The 15,633-nt window shown below is 48.1% G+C and carries 14 protein-coding genes and 1 other RNA gene; 5 read left to right on the forward strand and 10 right to left on the reverse strand.

The genetic code is table 11. From position 1 onward, the window contains the following. A partial coding sequence (locus WBA89_RS23140) for a hypothetical protein (RefSeq protein WP_424409761.1) occupies window positions 1–1,028 on the forward strand: 1,028 nt, incomplete at its 5' end. Between the two features lie 842 nt (window positions 1,029–1,870). After that, window positions 1,871–2,029 (forward strand): hypothetical protein, encoded by a 159-nt coding sequence (locus WBA89_RS23145; protein ID WP_424409762.1) that lies wholly within the window; start codon window positions 1,871–1,873, stop codon window positions 2,027–2,029. Window positions 2,030–2,079: 50 nt separating this feature from the next. Here WBA89_RS23145 and WBA89_RS23150 read toward each other — a convergent pair whose 3' ends face one another. From WBA89_RS23150 to WBA89_RS23185, 8 genes are all read right to left on the reverse strand, one after another. Further along, window positions 2,080–4,251 carry a sensor domain-containing diguanylate cyclase gene (locus tag WBA89_RS23150; protein WP_424409764.1) on the reverse strand — a complete coding sequence of 724 codons (2,172 nt, stop codon included), beginning with the start codon at window positions 4,249–4,251 and terminating at the stop codon, window positions 2,080–2,082. Continuing rightward, window positions 4,248–4,856, reverse strand: a complete 609-nt coding sequence (locus WBA89_RS23155; RefSeq protein ID WP_424409766.1) for a chemotaxis protein CheC — start codon at window positions 4,854–4,856, stop codon at window positions 4,248–4,250. Before WBA89_RS23155 ends, WBA89_RS23150 begins: the two co-directional genes overlap by 4 nt. After that, window positions 4,853–5,230, reverse strand: coding sequence for a response regulator (locus WBA89_RS23160; protein WP_424409768.1), 378 nt, complete (start codon window positions 5,228–5,230; stop codon window positions 4,853–4,855). Before WBA89_RS23160 ends, WBA89_RS23155 begins: the two co-directional genes overlap by 4 nt. A gap of 239 nt (window positions 5,231–5,469) precedes the next feature. Beyond that, a complete protein-coding gene (locus WBA89_RS23165; protein WP_424409769.1) occupies window positions 5,470–6,000 on the reverse strand; it encodes a tetratricopeptide repeat protein in 531 nt (176 codons plus the stop codon). Window positions 6,001–6,270: 270 nt separating this feature from the next. Then, on the reverse strand, window positions 6,271–6,627 hold the full coding sequence (gene rplT / locus WBA89_RS23170) for a 50S ribosomal protein L20 (protein ID WP_424409770.1): 357 nt from the start codon (window positions 6,625–6,627) through the stop codon (window positions 6,271–6,273). Between the two features lie 20 nt (window positions 6,628–6,647). Beyond that, entirely contained in the window at window positions 6,648–6,845 is a 198-nt protein-coding gene (rpmI, locus tag WBA89_RS23175) for a 50S ribosomal protein L35 (RefSeq protein WP_194062809.1), read from the reverse strand. Between the two features lie 755 nt (window positions 6,846–7,600). Next, window positions 7,601–7,788: non-coding RNA, 6S RNA (gene ssrS / locus WBA89_RS23180), on the reverse strand. A 50-nt stretch (window positions 7,789–7,838) separates the two neighbouring features. Continuing rightward, window positions 7,839–9,155 (reverse strand): 5-(carboxyamino)imidazole ribonucleotide synthase, encoded by a 1,317-nt coding sequence (locus WBA89_RS23185; protein ID WP_424409772.1) that lies wholly within the window; start codon window positions 9,153–9,155, stop codon window positions 7,839–7,841. A 337-nt stretch (window positions 9,156–9,492) separates the two neighbouring features. On the opposite strand from WBA89_RS23185, the gene purD reads away from it, so the two are divergent. The 3 genes from purD (at window position 9,493) to WBA89_RS23200 (ending at window position 13,464) form a co-directional block, all read left to right on the forward strand. Further along, on the forward strand, window positions 9,493–10,773 hold the full coding sequence (gene purD / locus WBA89_RS23190) for a phosphoribosylamine--glycine ligase (RefSeq protein WP_424409774.1): 1,281 nt from the start codon (window positions 9,493–9,495) through the stop codon (window positions 10,771–10,773). 2 nt (window positions 10,774–10,775) lie between these two features. Continuing rightward, complete coding sequence (locus WBA89_RS23195; RefSeq protein ID WP_424409775.1) at window positions 10,776–10,919, forward strand: hypothetical protein; 144 nt, start codon at window positions 10,776–10,778, stop codon at window positions 10,917–10,919. Window positions 10,920–11,268: 349 nt separating this feature from the next. Beyond that, a complete protein-coding gene (locus WBA89_RS23200; RefSeq protein WP_424409776.1) occupies window positions 11,269–13,464 on the forward strand; it encodes an ATP-binding protein in 2,196 nt (731 codons plus the stop codon). A gap of 217 nt (window positions 13,465–13,681) precedes the next feature. On the opposite strand, the gene WBA89_RS23205 is transcribed toward WBA89_RS23200, so the two are convergent. Both WBA89_RS23205 and WBA89_RS23210 read right to left on the reverse strand, forming a co-directional pair. Next, complete coding sequence (locus WBA89_RS23205) at window positions 13,682–14,581, reverse strand: S1 RNA-binding domain-containing protein (RefSeq protein WP_424409778.1); 900 nt, start codon at window positions 14,579–14,581, stop codon at window positions 13,682–13,684. Window positions 14,582–14,764: 183 nt separating this feature from the next. Further along, window positions 14,765–15,511 (reverse strand): dienelactone hydrolase family protein, encoded by a 747-nt coding sequence (locus tag WBA89_RS23210; protein WP_424409779.1) that lies wholly within the window; start codon window positions 15,509–15,511, stop codon window positions 14,765–14,767. Window positions 15,512–15,633: the final 122 nt, after the last annotated feature.

Raw genomic sequence — 15,633 nt, forward strand, 5'->3', positions numbered from 1 at the left:
AAAAAAAAAGAGCGCTACCAATGAAACAACAGAACCTGCAGGAACTTCTCAAGCAGGGCGATCCAAAAGCGATCGCATCTAGCATCAACCGTACACTCAAACCCAAAGGCATCAACGCCGATGTAACCCGGGACAACGGCTGCCTCCACATAATTCTGGAGTCAGACAAAGTACCGAGTCAAATGGCATTGGTCGATTTCATCCGCAACGGGATGACGAATTTGGGAGTCGAATCAATTCACACTGTCAAGGTTTACGGGCGTCGAACAGGAGACGGCTCGGCTGCGTGGGAAGAAGAAATAAATCTGATGCCCGCAGACGACGATCCGCTTTACGCCTCCGAGAGTGGAATGCCTGATGACTCTGTAGGTTTAGATGATGTCGAACCCGAAGACGAAGACTACTATCAAGAGGCAGAATTCGATCGAGATGACGACGAGGAAGACGAAGACGAAGACGAAGACGAAGCAGAACAAGTCCCGCCTCCGAAAAAACAATTTCCCAAATGGGTAATACCTGTCGCTGTCTTAGTGCCTCTGGCGGCGCTCGCAGGGCTGTTCTTTACTGGAAATTTCCCCTTCGGCGGCTCGAACCCAGAACCCATCGCCCCCGAAGCTGCTTCCCCCTCCCCCAAAGCCTCATCTGACGCATCAAAAGCCCCCGCTGCACCCTCTCCAGGCGCATCGGGCGCAACTCCACAGCCAGTTTCTCCTGTACCCAAAGCCGCTCCCACAGCAGCGCCCGCCAGCCCAGCTCCGGCATCTCCAGCGCCCAAGGCAGCTTCTTCTGCGCCTAAACCAGATCCTTGGAGGGAAGCCGTTAACAACGCTCAGAAGGCTGCAATTTTGGCCCAGACGGCTCAGTCTCAAAATGAGTGGATCGCAGTAGCAAGCGAGTGGCAGAAAGCAGTTGGGCTGATGAAATCTGTGCCGTCAACCAGCCCGAACTATTCAAAGGCTCAGCAAAAAGCAGCAGAGTATCAAGCTAATCTGATTGTTGCCAACCGCAGGGCGGCGGCAGCACCTTAAGCTGTTCTCCATTTAAATTGTCTGTCAATCAACCCGAAGGTGCAGTTTAAATCCGCAACAGCTTAGAGGATGTTTGTCAAGTCTAAATTTATACTATTGCCAGGAATACTCGATCGCGGCAAGACCAAGCTCAACCCACTTCCGTGGGTTTCAAACTCTTGATTTTGTGCTCTTCCCTCTCTGTCGGGACAAAAGTTTGTGTAGTAGGGAATTATCTTCGCCCAAAACTTTTCAAACATCCTCTAAAAGATCAAATCTAAAATAGTAGAATTCAGGTCGTGTCCCGTAGCTTTGTTTTTATCTTATGAATAAGATTGATTTGAAGTCTGTGTGCGATATTTCTGGGATTGGGTTCTTCCGTACTTATACCAATTCATAAAATAGTACAACAAATAATACTAAATCAGAGTTTGTTATCCCCTTTGTCTTCTGACTCTTCTGTTTCCTCTATAAGCGCTTTTCACCTCGAAAGCGGTTCCAATCATTGAGTGGGTATGCAATAAGTAAGTCGGCGTAAATATTTATCGTTGAGGTCAGGTCCGAGGCTGCAGGGCAGAAGGCAAGAGGGATTCGGGTTTGAGCGAGATCTAAATTTTGTTGCGCGGTGCTGTTTATTTGCACCTTTCTACTTACCAATTTCATAAAGTACCGCTACAAATACGAGTTCTGCAGAACGAAGTTCGATGTTTAAAACAGACATACAGACTGTAGCAATATCTTATGAAATTAATATAAGTCATTGCCAATTATTCAATTATTCAATTTTTAATCTAAAATCTGATATCGTTTCCGGTTGCATCGGAATAATAAAATCGAGTCAACAGTCAGTAGGGGCGGTGCCTGTGAGTGCGGGCCCTCTTAACAGTCAACAGTCAACAGTCAACAGTCAACAGTCAACATCACCTGACGGTGTTACCGGAAATGATATGAAATCTCAAAGGTATTATTCCGGAATTATGGCGAGTGTCTATTGCGAATTGATAAATATTGATAAATATTGACAGATATTGACAGAAGTCAAGCGCCTGTGGGTGATGGGAAATTTGGGAAATTAGTGTTGCGCTTTTGAAAACTCAACTGGGTGCACGGGAGCGCCTGTGCCGTTGGTCTTGGTACAGGCCGGATCTGGTTGGTAAACTTGGATGCGATCGCGCCCAAGTCGTTTGGCTTCGTACAGCGCTCGATCGGCGGAGGCAATCAAAATCGAGGCTCCCGATTCAAATGCAGGAACCATACTCGCTACACCCTGACTGACAGTAACGTACTGGCTCACCTGAGAACCAGCGTGAGGAAGCTGCAAAGCGGAGATTTTGAGCTGTATGTGTTCGGCTACTCGCACGGCTCCTTGAATCTCGGTATTCGGCAAAATCACGGCAAATTCTTCGCCTCCGTAGCGAGCTACTAAATCGGCCGGGCGATCGACTGCATTGCCGATCGCCCAGGCGACTTGCCGCAAACATTCGTCTCCCCCCGGATGCCCGTAGGTATCGTTATAACTTTTAAAAGAATCAATATCGCACAGAATCAGCGACAGAGGCGTTTGTTCCCGCGCTTGTCTGCGCCACTCCATTTCTAAATACTGATCGAACCGGCGGCGGTTTGCTAGCTGGGTGAGTGCGTCCAAAGTAGCTAAGCGCTCTAACTTGAGGTTGGCCGCTTGCAACTGCTGGTAGAGTTCTGCTTGCTTGATCGCGATCGCCAACTGAGTCGCCAGAGAAGACAGCAGCTCAACTTCCAACTGCATCCACTGTCGGGGACGGCACTGGTGGGCCATCAGCAGCCCCCACAACTCGTCTCCTTGCACTAAAGGCACTACCAAATAAGCTCTTACCGCGAATTGTGCGAGCCAGTCGATTTGATTTGGTGGCAAATCGGCAGTCGAGACATCGGCGACGGGTCGGATCGCCCGATGTTGGTACGCTTCGAGATAGAAATCCTCAAAACAGAAATTTTCCAGGGTTTCCCCCAGCATCGGCTTGCAGTTGAGAGCTACAGATTCCACTGTCACCGCCCCTGTCGGGGGTGCGGCGCACAGACTGTCGGTAGAGGCGTTGAAGCGGACGATCATCACTCGATCGGCTTGAAGGAACTGGCGCACTTCTGTCACAGTCGTGCCGAGCACTTCGCCCAAATCCAGAGACTGGCGGATGTGCTGAGTAATTGTCGCCATCAGCAGTTCCCGTTCGTTTTGCTGCCGCAGCGCTTCTTCTGCCCGCTTGTACTCGGTAATATCTTGAGCGGTGCCGAAAATTTGTTTGGGATCGCATGAGGCTGTACGGGCGAACACTTGGTCGCGGCAGCGAAACCAGCGCCATTCGCCCGATCGATGTTTCAGTCGGTACTCCAACTCCAAAATGCTGCCGTCTTGGGCCTTGGGAAATTTTTGCAGGTGCGCCGACACCTTCTCCAAATCGTCTGGGTGCACCAAACTGGAAAACAAAGCCGTTTCCATCTGTAAAATTTCTTCGGGATGGTAGCCGAGCAATTTAAAAGCCTGACCGTTGACGTAGACGTTGCGCTGTTCGGTCAAATCGTAGATGTAGAGCAAATAAGGTGCCGCGTCTGCAATCTGCTGGATGAAATGTTGGCTCGATCGCAATTCTTCCTCCACCCGCTGGCGCACTTCCACTTCTTCCAAAGCTTGATCCCGCATTGTGCGGTAAGCTTGGATGCGGTGAGTGAGGTCGGTCACGTCTTGAATCACCAACAGGGCGTAAAACGATTGGCAGTTTGATGTCACAAAGCCGTAAGGCGAAAATGAAGTCCGAATGTTTGAGGGCGCTTCAGAACCAACGGCTTCTGCTTGTCGCACCGTGCCTTCTGGTTCCAAGTCCGCAGTCGATCGAGCCAAGCCGGCAATATCCAGTTCGGCAACGCCCGGTGAAAGTGCAGGGACAGCCGTCACAGTAGTTTGCTGGATGCGCTGCTGGCCGTCTTGCCAAGTTGCCGGAATCAAGTGCTTGTGAATTTGAGAAGAAAAGATGGTTGGCGGGCCTCCTGCAAAGATTTGCTGGAAGCGAGTAGCGTACTTGAGCTGGCTCAGGTGAGGAAAATGTGTTGTAATCTTGGTTCCCAACATTTGGTCGCGGGGAATTTTCGTCCAATCTTCCAGACAGGCATTCCAAAACAGCACCACAAAATCATCTCGCAGCAAACACGCGCCGACTGGTACGCTGTCGAGAACTCCAAATTTTTCCTCAATAGTTTTGCTCTCTTGGATCATAGACCCCCGGCAAGTTGATTGATTGCAGCCAACAAGGCGTCAAAGGAACTGACATTGAAAATGAGGATGATATCTCCTTCAACGTGGAGCTTTTCAATAATGAAACGGGTCTGGGCTAATAAAACAACTGTATCAGTAGTCAAACCGCCAGATATCAGCAAACTACCGATCGTCCCTTCCATGTAATTGGGAATTGAGTAGTTCAGGCGCTGCTGAAGTACGTTGCTGATTGCACCCATGACCCCGTTGATCACAATATTTCCCACTTCACTGAGCGTACCAATTTTGACTGAATCCAGGTCGTGAGTTCCCACTTCTTCCCCGGTAAGCATGGTCACTAGAGCGGCTGCACTGTTGGTAGGAAAGACGAGCTGGGCAATCCCTCCAAAGGAGCCTGTAAATTTGAGCTGGACGGCGGCGATTTGTTCGCCGTTGAGGTGTTCCTCTAATTGTGTTTGCACGTCGATGGGAGACAGGATTTGGAGGTAGGGGATTTGCAAGCGAATGGGAGATTCGATCATGTCGTTCAAAATCCCTGCCGCTTGACCGATCCCGATGTTGACGAGTTCCTGTAAAGCATCGAGTTCTCGAGCGCTTAATTTCATTGGGTGCTCTCCTCGCTGGCACCCAGAGCTTTTTCGATCCACCCGAGCAGTTCGTCTGAGTTGGGCATTTTGTGTATGACTGTCAGGGCTCCGAGGTCCATGCACTCGGAACGGGTAGTGGATTGAATGTCTGCGGTAATTACGATGACTGGAATTTTATATCCTCGATCGCGCATGGCTTGCAGGACTTCCCGACCTTCCATTTCCGGCATCAGCAGATCCAAGAGCATACAGTTGGGGGTTTTAGTCGCCAGCAGTTCTAGGGCTTCCGGGCCGCTCGATGCTTCCCAAGTCTCGTATCCTTCTGCTCGCAGGATTTTGCAGATTACCCTGCGAGTCAACCACGAATCTTCGACAACGAGAATTGATGTCACTACGTTCTCCTCCTTCAATTGTTTAGGACTGACCGGCGTTGCAGGTACTGCTTTTATCTTGACAGTAGTTTAAACTGCACCGAGGGCGCGCGATCGAGCGATCGGTCGAATTCCTGTTCTTAAAAGCTAACGCATTAAGGTATTCAATAGTTGAGGATCTTTTCCTCTGGAAATAAAAAACCCGGTTTCGGAGTGAAACCAGGTTTGCGGGATCTGTATTTCTCCGCCGGCGCCGGCGCTCAGTTATAGATTACCAAACGCTTCCTGAGAGACTCTACTCGCCCTTTAGCAGTGGCATTGTCTGGATCGCAGGCGAGAGCTTGTTCGTAGATTTCCAAGGCTTGAGCTGTTAATTTCTTGCGCTCGTAGGCGTGACCCAGATTGTTGAGAGATGTAACGTATTCTGGCTGCAACTTCAGGGCTTCTTTGTAATTGCGGATCGCGATGTCGTACTGTTCTTGGCCGAAGTGTGCAAAACCGAGGGCATTGTAAACAACCGCTTGATTTTCTTCGCCTTCTAAGTCTTTAGATTTCAGAGCTTTTTGAAACAGTACGATCGCCTGGGAGTAAAGCTTCTTATCTACATAAATACTTCCTAACTCGTAGTATTCCTGTGCTGTTCCTTGTTCTGCAGTCAGCTTGTTTTCTAAGCGTTCCAGAGACATTTCCAGTTTCCTAGTTTTGAGAATCTGGCGGACAATAAACCAGGCACTGCTGCCTAGTATAGCGAGCAAGACTGACAGGTAAACAATCAGCAAATTACTATCCATGTCTTTTTTATGTAGGTAGGTCTGTGGAAGGTTTTATTTATTTTTAAGCCCTAGCAATCTCTGAGATTTGCTTTTGCAACTGTATAAAAAACAAGAAAATGGAACTCTAAGAGCCCGATCGCAATTTCCGAAAAAGCAAGAACCGAGAAGTAAGAACAAAGAAGGAAAGTTAGTCTCAATCTCCTAAATTTATTAGGAGTTTTCCTTCTCTGGCAGATAGCTAAATCTTTCTTACTTCTGCCTTTTTCCTGCTCAAAACCGATCGAGCTTTCACGCTCCGGCTCGATTTGCCAGTTCTACCACTTTACCGAAAGTTGCCGGGTCAATGATTGCCATTTGTGCCAGCATTTTGCGGTTGATTTCGATGTTGGCTTTCCTCATGTTGCCGATCAGCCTGCTGTAGCTCGTGCCGTGCTGGCGCGATGCAGCATTGATCCGAGCGATCCACAGGCGGCGGAAATCGCGTTTGCGTTTTTTGCGATCGCGATAACCGTTACGCAGCGCCTGCATCACCCGCTGGTTAGCTATACGGAACTGTTTCGACTGTGCGCCTCGGAAACCCTTGGCTAATTTGAGAATTTTTTTGCGGCGCGCTCTGGCGACATTACCGCGTTTTACCCGTGTCATTTTTGAATTTCCGTTAAACTTTACAAGTATGGAAGCATTAACCGCACGTTAGAGTCGTTGGTCTCGTCAATGACGACCAATTTAGACAAGCGGCTCTTGCGGGCTGAACTTTTGTGAGAGAGCAAGTGGCTTTTGTAAGCTTTGCGGCGCACAATTTTACCTGTGCCGGTCGCTCTAAAGCGCTTTGCGGCTGCTTTGCGAGTTTTGAGTTTTGGCATGGATTGGTGTTATTTGGACACAAGCTTCAACCGTATCACGTTTGTGGTGCTTTCTGCAAGGGAGATTTGCGCTGCTCGATTCGGGGTGGTAGTGTTCAAAGTTATCTGAGATTAAGTGGTGTTAGCTTGCGTCGAATCGCCCTAACCGTCTCGCACCATCCAAACCAACATCCCCAGCAACAGTGCCACAGCCGGCACAGGATAGTCATCTGAGATATTGCACCATTCTCAATTACTTGTTTAGAAACAGAACAGGCAAGATGCCTGTTCTTGACAATAGTGCAATATTATTGATTTAATCTGACATCTTGCACCATTCTCAACAAGCCTTTTCTGGACGGGCAGGATGCCCATCCCACAAGAAATTCACTCTTTGTGGAACAGGCCGGAGAGCCTATTTTTGAGAATGGTGCAAAATGTAAGTTTCATTAAATTTTTGACTGAGAAATGCTCGCTGCTGACTGCCGATCTGTTAACATCGGAATCATTCAGATATCTCTTATCGACATCTGCGCGAATCAGCGTTCATCTATTGTCATCTGCGGTTGCAAAATTCTCTTTTTTTAACCGCAGATACAGGCTGATAAACACAGATTAACGCAGATGAATTAGAGCGATTTTGATGGCAGCTTCCGTGATTGTTGACTGTTGACTGACAGGATTTGATATTACCAATTCTCAATTACCAATTCCCAATTTTAAAAAAAAAATAGGCTAGCCGTATTTCACAGCGCCTATCTCAATCAATATGATAATGGCTCCCCGCAACGCCGTCTTACCTCAGCTTTTGACCTGGTATCATACCAGGTGGGCACCGTTGGCTCGGACTTAAAGTTTCTGGGTACAAGCCCAGTTTACTGCTGTCCAAACATCTTGATTCCCTAGAGTTAAGAGTTATAGATCAAAAAAACATTATTGGCAGTCACCAACGTCGCAGTAGAACCTTTATTTAATATACAGCAACTAACCCGATTTTGGCAAGCTTCGAGCAATTTAAGCTGCATACCAGATAGATTCAACGGTTTGAGCGATCGCACTCGCGGACGTTTCCCCATTTTGCACCGATTCTGCATCGAGTACAACTGTGACGTGACCGAGTTTCCGACCGGGACGCGATAGTTTCTTACCATACCAATGTACAAAAGCACCGCTGATTTGTGCCAGTTGTTTTCGTTTTTCTAAATAATCTGACTCGGCCGACTCGTAGCCGAGCAAATTTACCATCACAGCACCTGCACATTTCAAATCGCAATTGCCTAAAGGGAGTTGACAAACTGCGCGCAAATGCTGTTCAAATTGTGAAGTTTCGCAAGCATCGATGGTGAAATGTCCCGAATTGTGGGTGCGGGGGGCAATTTCATTGACTAACAGCTTATTGTCGGCGGTTAAAAATAATTCTATGCCGAATACGCCGACAGCTTCCAAGCTGTTGAGGAGGGTACGGGCGATCGCCTCAGCCTCATTTTTGACATCTAAACTAATATCGGCGGGTGCGATTACCAGCCGGCAAACCTGATTTTGCTGTTGGGTTTCGACGATCGGGTAAATTGCAATTTCCCCAGCGGGCGATCGAGCGGCGATCGCAGCCAACTCGCGATCGAACGGGACAAACTCTTCCACCAGCAAAGATTGACCTTTAAGTTTAGCACTAATCGACTCCAAACTCTCCCGATCCTTGACAATAAAAGTACCTTGGCCGTCATAACCGTGGCGGCGAACTTTGACGACAAAGGGAAAATCTCTCGCCAAAAAATCCGAGTCACCTTGCGTCTGTGCGCTGTCGGAAACCGAAATTGCCAAATTGTCGATCGCCATTTCACTCAGGATGCGATCGTCCCCCGCACCCGTTTGCACCTGCTTCCCCTGCGATTCCCGCCGCAAATCTAGGTGCAAAGAAGCCAGATTGTCGATCGCCCAAAACCTCGGAATTGGCAAACCTAAATCTTTTAAATAACAGCGCTGCACGTACTTGTCCAACAAAGGAGAAAGTGACGACAAACCAGGCAAAAACAACACACCTTGCTGTTCTAAAACGCGCAAACCGTCCAAATCTACAAACTCATTTTCAAAAGTAACAACATCACAGTCATCCGCCAAATGAGCCGTAGCCAAAACATCATCAACAGCAGCCAAAACAGCACCAGCAGCCACAGAAACAGCCGGGTCAGCAGCCTCGGGAGTTTGCACTATCAATTCGACACCGAGCGCCCTAGCAGCATCCCCCATCATCGCAGCTAGCTGGCCGCCGCCGACAACGCCCACCCGCTTAAATTTGGCAGGCGAACTCGCAGCGGTTAGATTTGATTTCATCTGAGTAAAATTCCTTGTATCAGCCTGACTATTTTATCGCAATTAGTCGCCGGATGAATTACATTAATTGAACATTTGATAGCTATAAAATAGTTTAATTTTCCAGATATTTTAAAGGTAGAACCTCGAAAATATCTGCAGCGAAAGTCTTTAAATATTGCACGAACCCAGCCGTTGGAAAACAGCGGTTGAGCCGCAGTCTTCGAGAAAAGTGCCACATCTAGCAATTCCCTAGCGCCAAGCATGGCATAATTGAGGGCGCTGCAAAAAGCAGATAGACAGGTGCAAACACTGAAAATCAAACATTCAGAGAACAAAATTTATAGGTGAGGATGCTGTGAAAGTTTTGGTTGTGGGGAACGGAGGTCGCGAACACGCGATCGCAAAAAAACTGCTAGAATCTACGCGGGTTAAACAAGTCTTCTGCGTACCGGGCAACGGCGGCACAGCTACCACCAAAGGCTGTCAAAATCTGTCGCTCAACATCGACGACTTCCAAGGCATCGAACGCTTTGTCATGGTCAACAACATCGGATTAGTGATCGTCGGGCCCGAATTGCCATTATCGCTAGGCATCGTTGACTACTTCCAACAGAAAAAACTGATGATTTTTGGCCCCACCAAAGCCGGTGCCCAAATTGAATCCAGCAAATCCTGGGCCAAACAATTGATGCTCGAAGCAGGCATCCCCACACCCAAAGCTGCCGTATTTACAAACGCAGAAGCAGCCAAAGCCTACGTTGTGGAACAAGGAATTCCCATCGTCATCAAAGCAGACGGACTCGCATCAGGCAAAGGAGTCACCGTTGCTACTACCATCAAAATGGCTCACAGCGCCATCAACACCATTTTTCGCGGCGAATTCGGCAGCGATAACATCCGAGTCGTTGTCGAAGAATTTATAACAGGTCAAGAAGTCTCGATTCTCGCCCTCACCGACGGAATCGTAGTAGAACCCCTGCTGCCGGCCCAAGACCACAAAGCCATCGGCGAAGGCGACAAGGGAGCCAACACAGGCGGTATGGGAGCCTACGCCCCAGCCCCAGTTGTCACCCCGGAACTCATGGAAAGGATTCAAACAGAAGTTCTCGAACCCACCCTCGCAGCCCTGCAAAAACGCAACATCGACTACCGGGGCGTTCTCTACGCAGGTTTAATGATTACAGCCGAAGGAGAACCGAAAGTCTTAGAATTTAACTGCCGCTTCGGAGATCCCGAAACTCAAGCGGTTTTGTCCCTCTTGGAAACTCCTCTGGAAGATTTGGTGCTGGCTTGCTGTCAGCAGCGTCTCTGCGAATATTCCAACATTCGCTGGAAGTCGGGGGCTTCTGTGTGCGTAGTTTTGGCTTCGGGGGGCTATCCTGGAAGTTACCAAAAAGGCAAAGTTATTACAGGTATTGAGGAAGCCCAAGCTCAAGGTGCAGAAGTGTTTCACGCCGGCACTCAGTTGAAGCAGCAGTTAGTTACCGAGGGCGGCCGCGTTTTGGGTGTGACTGCGACGGGGGAAACTTTGGAACAAGCTATAAACAAAGCTTACACAGCGGTAGATTGCATCGAATTTGAAGGGGTATACTGTCGCCGCGACATCGGCCGTCGAGCACTGGACTCTCAAAATTAGGAATGGCGCGACCGCCACCGGCAAGCCAAGCATTCTTCAAGTATAAGTGTAACAATGAAGTTTGGTGTCTCTGCGCTGGCGGTAGCGGACGGGTCGGTGCAGAAAATTCGATCGAAAACTCTCGTCAAGCAAATTTACCTAATTAAACGTAAAATATCGATCGCTAAAAAGATTGCTGTGTATATCTTCTTCCTTTTTACCTTCAGGCCCGATCGCTAATGACCAATGACCCATGATCCATGACGGAAAGCGAGCGGAGACACTCGCACTACTAATGACTGTTGACTGTTAACTGTTAACTGTTAACTGTTAACTGTTAACTGTTAACTGTTAACTGATGACTACTGACTACTGACTATTAAGAGGGCGGGCACTCTTGGCACCGCCCCTACCAACTGACTAATGACTAATGACCAATGACCAATGACTACTGACTAATGACTACTGACTACTGACTTAATCTTGCTTTTAATATTAAACTGGTGAACTGGTAAAATGCTGGCCATACTAAACAAAATCGGAGAAATTATTGCCCGCTGGTGGTCGGATTTTACCCTCCAGACTCGCCTGATGGCCGCTGCTACCCTCGTAGTTTCGTTAATTATGAGCGGCCTGACATTCTGGGCCGTGAATACTATCCAGCAAGATGCTCGACTTAACGATACCCGCTACGGCCGCGACCTCGGCTTGCTGTTATCGGCAAATGTGGCGCCGCTGATTGCGAAAAACGATCGCTCCGAAGTCGCCCGCTTTTCCCGCCAATTTTACAGCAGCACCTCCAGCGTCCGCTATATGCTCTACGCCGACGAAGCAGGAGATATTTTTCTGGGGATACCTTTCTCGGAAGCGGAGGTGGAAACTTCCTTAACATTGCGCCGCCAAATTAAACTCCCCGATAATTTTATCGCCGACATTGAGGCGAGAAATTTAACTTCTGTGCCTTTGGTGCGGCAGCATTTGACGCCCGACGGAGAAGTTACCGACGTATTTGTGCCGCTAATTCACGAAGATAAATATTTGGGGATTTTGGCGATCGGCATTAACCCAAATCCCGCAGCAGTTATCTCTTCAAATCTGACGAGAGATGTCACTTTAGCAGTATTTGTCACTATTTGGGTGATGGTGATTTTGGGCGCTGTATTTAATGCCCTGACAATTACTCAGCCGATCAAACAATTAGTTTTTGGGGTCAAAAACATCGCCAGCGGCAACTTTAAGCAGCGAGTTGACCTGCCTTTGGGAGGAGAATTGGGCGAGTTGATTGGCAGTTTTAACGAGATGGCCGAAAAACTCGAAAGTTATGAAGAACAAAATATTGAAGAACTGACAGCGGAAAAAGCCAAGTTAGAAACTTTGGTTTCTACTATTGCTGACGGGGCGCTGTTGTTGGATGCGAATTTGCAGGTGATTTTAGTCAATCCGACGGGCCGGCGAATTTTTGGATGGGAAGGTAAAAATGCGATCGGAATTAACGTCGTCAATATTTTACCTGCAGAAGTGCAGCGCGAGTTGGCAAGACCTCTCCACGAAATAGCCGCGGGCGATCGCGAAGGCGGCGAATTTCGGATTTCTCTGAAGGAACCAGTCAACCGTACCATGCGGATTGTTTTAACTACTGTGATTCTCCACAAAGCCCCAGGTTCCGAACCGCTGTGCAAAAGCTGCATCCGCGACGAGGAAAATACCTGTACCGAGTCGCAGCGCCCGATCGCAGTAGAATGTACATTCTACGAGGAAACCTCCAAGCATCAAGGTTCGGGACAGTACCGAGAAAGTCTCAAAGGTATCGCCATGACAGTGCAGGACATCACTCGCGAAGTAGAACTAAATGAGGCTAAAAGCAATTTTATCAGCAATGTTTCTCACGAATTGAGAACGCCTTTATTTAATATCAAATCTTTTATAGAAACTCTTTACGAGTACGGAGAAGACCTGCAAGAAAGCGAGCGCCGGGAATTCCTAGAAATTGCCAATCGAGAAACCGATCGCCTCACCCGCTTAGTCAACGACGTGTTAGACTTGTCGCGCCTGGAATCCTGCCGAATCTATCAATTAGACGCGGTGGACCTGCCGCAAGCCGTGGAACAAACCCTGCGGACTTATCAGTTAAATGCCAAGGATAAAGGCATCGAATTAGAGCAACAAGTTGACCCATATTTGCCACCGGCTTTAGGTCATTACGATTTGCTGCTGCAAGTATTTGCAAATTTAGTAGGAAATGCCTTAAAATTTACCGAGGCTGGCGGCAAAGTGTCAATTCGAGCGTATTTAATAGAGTCGCAGGAGGCAACCCACAAAGACGACACATCCGGGAACCACAACTTATTACCGGATTCCAAACATTTTCCGGTAGTACGGATCGAAATCTCTGATACTGGAATTGGTATAGATGCCGAAGACCAAAAAGCAATTTTTGAGCGCTTTTTCCGGGTAGAAAACCGAGTTCATACTCTAGAAGGAACGGGGTTAGGTCTTTCGATTGTCCGCAACATTATTGACAAGCACCACACTAAAATTAATTTAGTTAGCGAAGTTAATGTGGGTACGACTTTCTGGTTTGACTTAGCAGTTTATCAGCCGAGACAAACTGTAGATATGGAAAATGCTTGGCCGGTGGAAGCAAAGGTGGAGACTGAAACAATTGCGACTCATGTTATATCGATTCCGGTTGCACCGTCAGGTGATTGTTGACTGTTGACTGTTGACTGTTGATAGTAATATTGTTTCCCGTTGATTAGGAATCAAGAAGAAAGCAAATTAGTTAGATTGGGATTTTTCAACCGCAGATATCAGCCGATGAACACAGATGAACGCCGATGGGATTTTGTCTGTGTTTATCGGCATTTATCTGCGGTTCAACCCACATTTCTATAGTTTCCGGTAGATGGGGTTCTAATTACGTCAAGACTTAAGAAAGAGTTTTTTGAGCGCGTTCCGATCGCTCTTCTGCAGTCTCCATCACATCAGCCATTTTATCCACCATTTCCCCTGGGTAATTTTCCAGTACCCGAGTAGAAAGTGAAATCCGGCCCCTAGCTTCATCGAGGTCAACCACTAGCGCTTTCAGGGGTTGACCGGGAGCAAAGAGTTGGGCAAGGTTATCAATATATTTTTGGCTGACTTGCTTGATGTGCAGCAAACCGCTAACTCCTTCCAAGTCCACAAACACGCCAAAAGGCTTGATGCTGCTGACTTTCCCTTCTACCAACTGACCGATTTGCAACTGACTGAAGGCATTTGATTGAGTTGCCATCCGCTGGGAAAGTACGAGTTTTTCTCGTTCGCGATCGACCTCCAAGAAATTCACGGTCAAAGATTGACCGATCAGCGATTCTATGTTATCGCGTTGGGCTAAGTGCGATCGGGGAATAAAACCGCGCATTCCCTCAACATCCACCGTCACGCCGCCCTTATTCGCCCCAGAAACCCGCACCTGAAGCACTTTACCAGTTTCCTGCAAAGCAACTAAATCTTCCCAAGCTTGCTGAATTTGTAACTGTTTCAGAGACAGAGTAACTTGGCCGTCTGCATCTTGTTCGCGGATAATTAAAAAGTCCTGTTCCTCATTTAGCGGAACCACTTCCGACAAATCCGTTACTGTTCTCAAAGCAGCCTCTGCGATCGGCAAAAAAGCCGAAGACTTGCCGCCGATATCAACATACGCGCCGTTTGAGTCGTACTCGAACACTTTGCCGCGCACCACTTGTCCCTTCTGAAACTCGTAATTGTGCTGTTCGAGGGCTTTAGCAAAATCATCCATTGAAAAGGATGCTTTTGCGCTCTGAGAACCTGTAGATTTGGAATTCATGTAGTTTAGTTGTCAGTTATCAGTTGTCAGTTGTCAGTTATCAGTTGTCAGTTGTCAGTTGTCAGTTGTCAGTTGTCAGTTGTTAGTTGACAGTTGTCATATATTGAAGGAAGAAGGAAGATTTTCCCCCACTCTCCCACTCTCCTATTCTCCCACTCTCCTATTCTCCCCATCTTCCACTCTCTAAGCTAGTTGAAGTTCGTGATGAAATAACTGCTTCACCTGCACCCACGACTCGGCTGCTGCGGTAGCGTCGAAACTGCCGCGATGGTCGCAGAAAAAGCCATGATCCGCATTGTACTGGAAAATTTGGTGAGGAATTCTGTGTTTTTCCAATTCTGCGGCGATTCGATCGACTTGTTCTTTGGGAATGCTGGGGTCTTGAGTGCCAAAAAAGGCGTAGAGAGTGCCTTTAATCTCTGCTGTGCGAGCGATGGTGGGGGGGCCGCCACCGGGGGTATTCGTAGCGATACCAGCACCGTAGAACGAGGCTGTAGCCTTGATTTCGGGCAAAGTAGCGGCGAGGTAGGCGACGTGCCCGCCAAAGCAGAAGCCGATACAGCAAAAGCCTTGTGGTTTGACTGAGGGTGAGGTTTTGAGGTAATTGATGGTGGCTTGGATGTCGCTGAGCAGTTCGGATGCGGTAGTTTGTTCTTTGTATTCTCTGCCGGTTTGGATGGCTTCGGGTGTGTAGCCGGTTTCAAAGCCGGGGGCTTGGCGCTGGTAAATGGCTGGGGCGATCGCCACATATCCTTCCTTTGCTATTCTTTCAGTAACTTCGCGGATGTGCGCGTTGACACCAAAGATTTCTTGAATCACGATAACTGCGGGAAATTGGCCTGCTGTGGCGGGTTGGGCTAGATAAGCGGCAATTTGCAAATCTCCGTTGGGAATTGTGACGTTTGTTGTGCGAATTTCTGGGTTAGTCATCAGAAAAATGGGTTTGAAACCCCGTCCTTCTAGGACGGCTTTACATTAATTTAAATCCCCTTGCGGGGGAGAGGGGTATGGTTGCCCCTCTGTGGAGATATGGTTGTCTCCGAGTCCCTTTC

Origin of the sequence: Microcoleus sp., from assembly GCF_049646505.1 — a bacterium.
GTDB lineage: Bacteria > Cyanobacteriota > Cyanobacteriia > Cyanobacteriales > Microcoleaceae > Microcoleus.

Coding starts and splice junctions, on each gene's coding strand:
- WBA89_RS23150 (WP_424409764.1), bottom strand. CDS start 4,251: ATGATCCAAGAGAGCAAAACTATTGAGGAAAAATTTGGAGTTCTCGAC.
- WBA89_RS23155 (WP_424409766.1), bottom strand. CDS start 4,856: ATGAAATTAAGCGCTCGAGAACTCGATGCTTTACAGGAACTCGTCAAC.
- WBA89_RS23165 (WP_424409769.1), bottom strand. CDS start 6,000: ATGGATAGTAATTTGCTGATTGTTTACCTGTCAGTCTTGCTCGCTATA.
- rplT (WP_424409770.1), bottom strand. CDS start 6,627: ATGACACGGGTAAAACGCGGTAATGTCGCCAGAGCGCGCCGCAAAAAA.
- rpmI (WP_194062809.1), bottom strand. CDS start 6,845: ATGCCAAAACTCAAAACTCGCAAAGCAGCCGCAAAGCGCTTTAGAGCG.
- WBA89_RS23185 (WP_424409772.1), bottom strand. CDS start 9,155: ATGAAATCAAATCTAACCGCTGCGAGTTCGCCTGCCAAATTTAAGCGG.
- WBA89_RS23195 (WP_424409775.1), top strand. CDS start 10,776: ATGGCGCGACCGCCACCGGCAAGCCAAGCATTCTTCAAGTATAAGTGT.
- WBA89_RS23200 (WP_424409776.1), top strand. CDS start 11,269: ATGCTGGCCATACTAAACAAAATCGGAGAAATTATTGCCCGCTGGTGG.
- WBA89_RS23205 (WP_424409778.1), bottom strand. CDS start 14,581: ATGAATTCCAAATCTACAGGTTCTCAGAGCGCAAAAGCATCCTTTTCA.
- WBA89_RS23210 (WP_424409779.1), bottom strand. CDS start 15,511: ATGACTAACCCAGAAATTCGCACAACAAACGTCACAATTCCCAACGGA.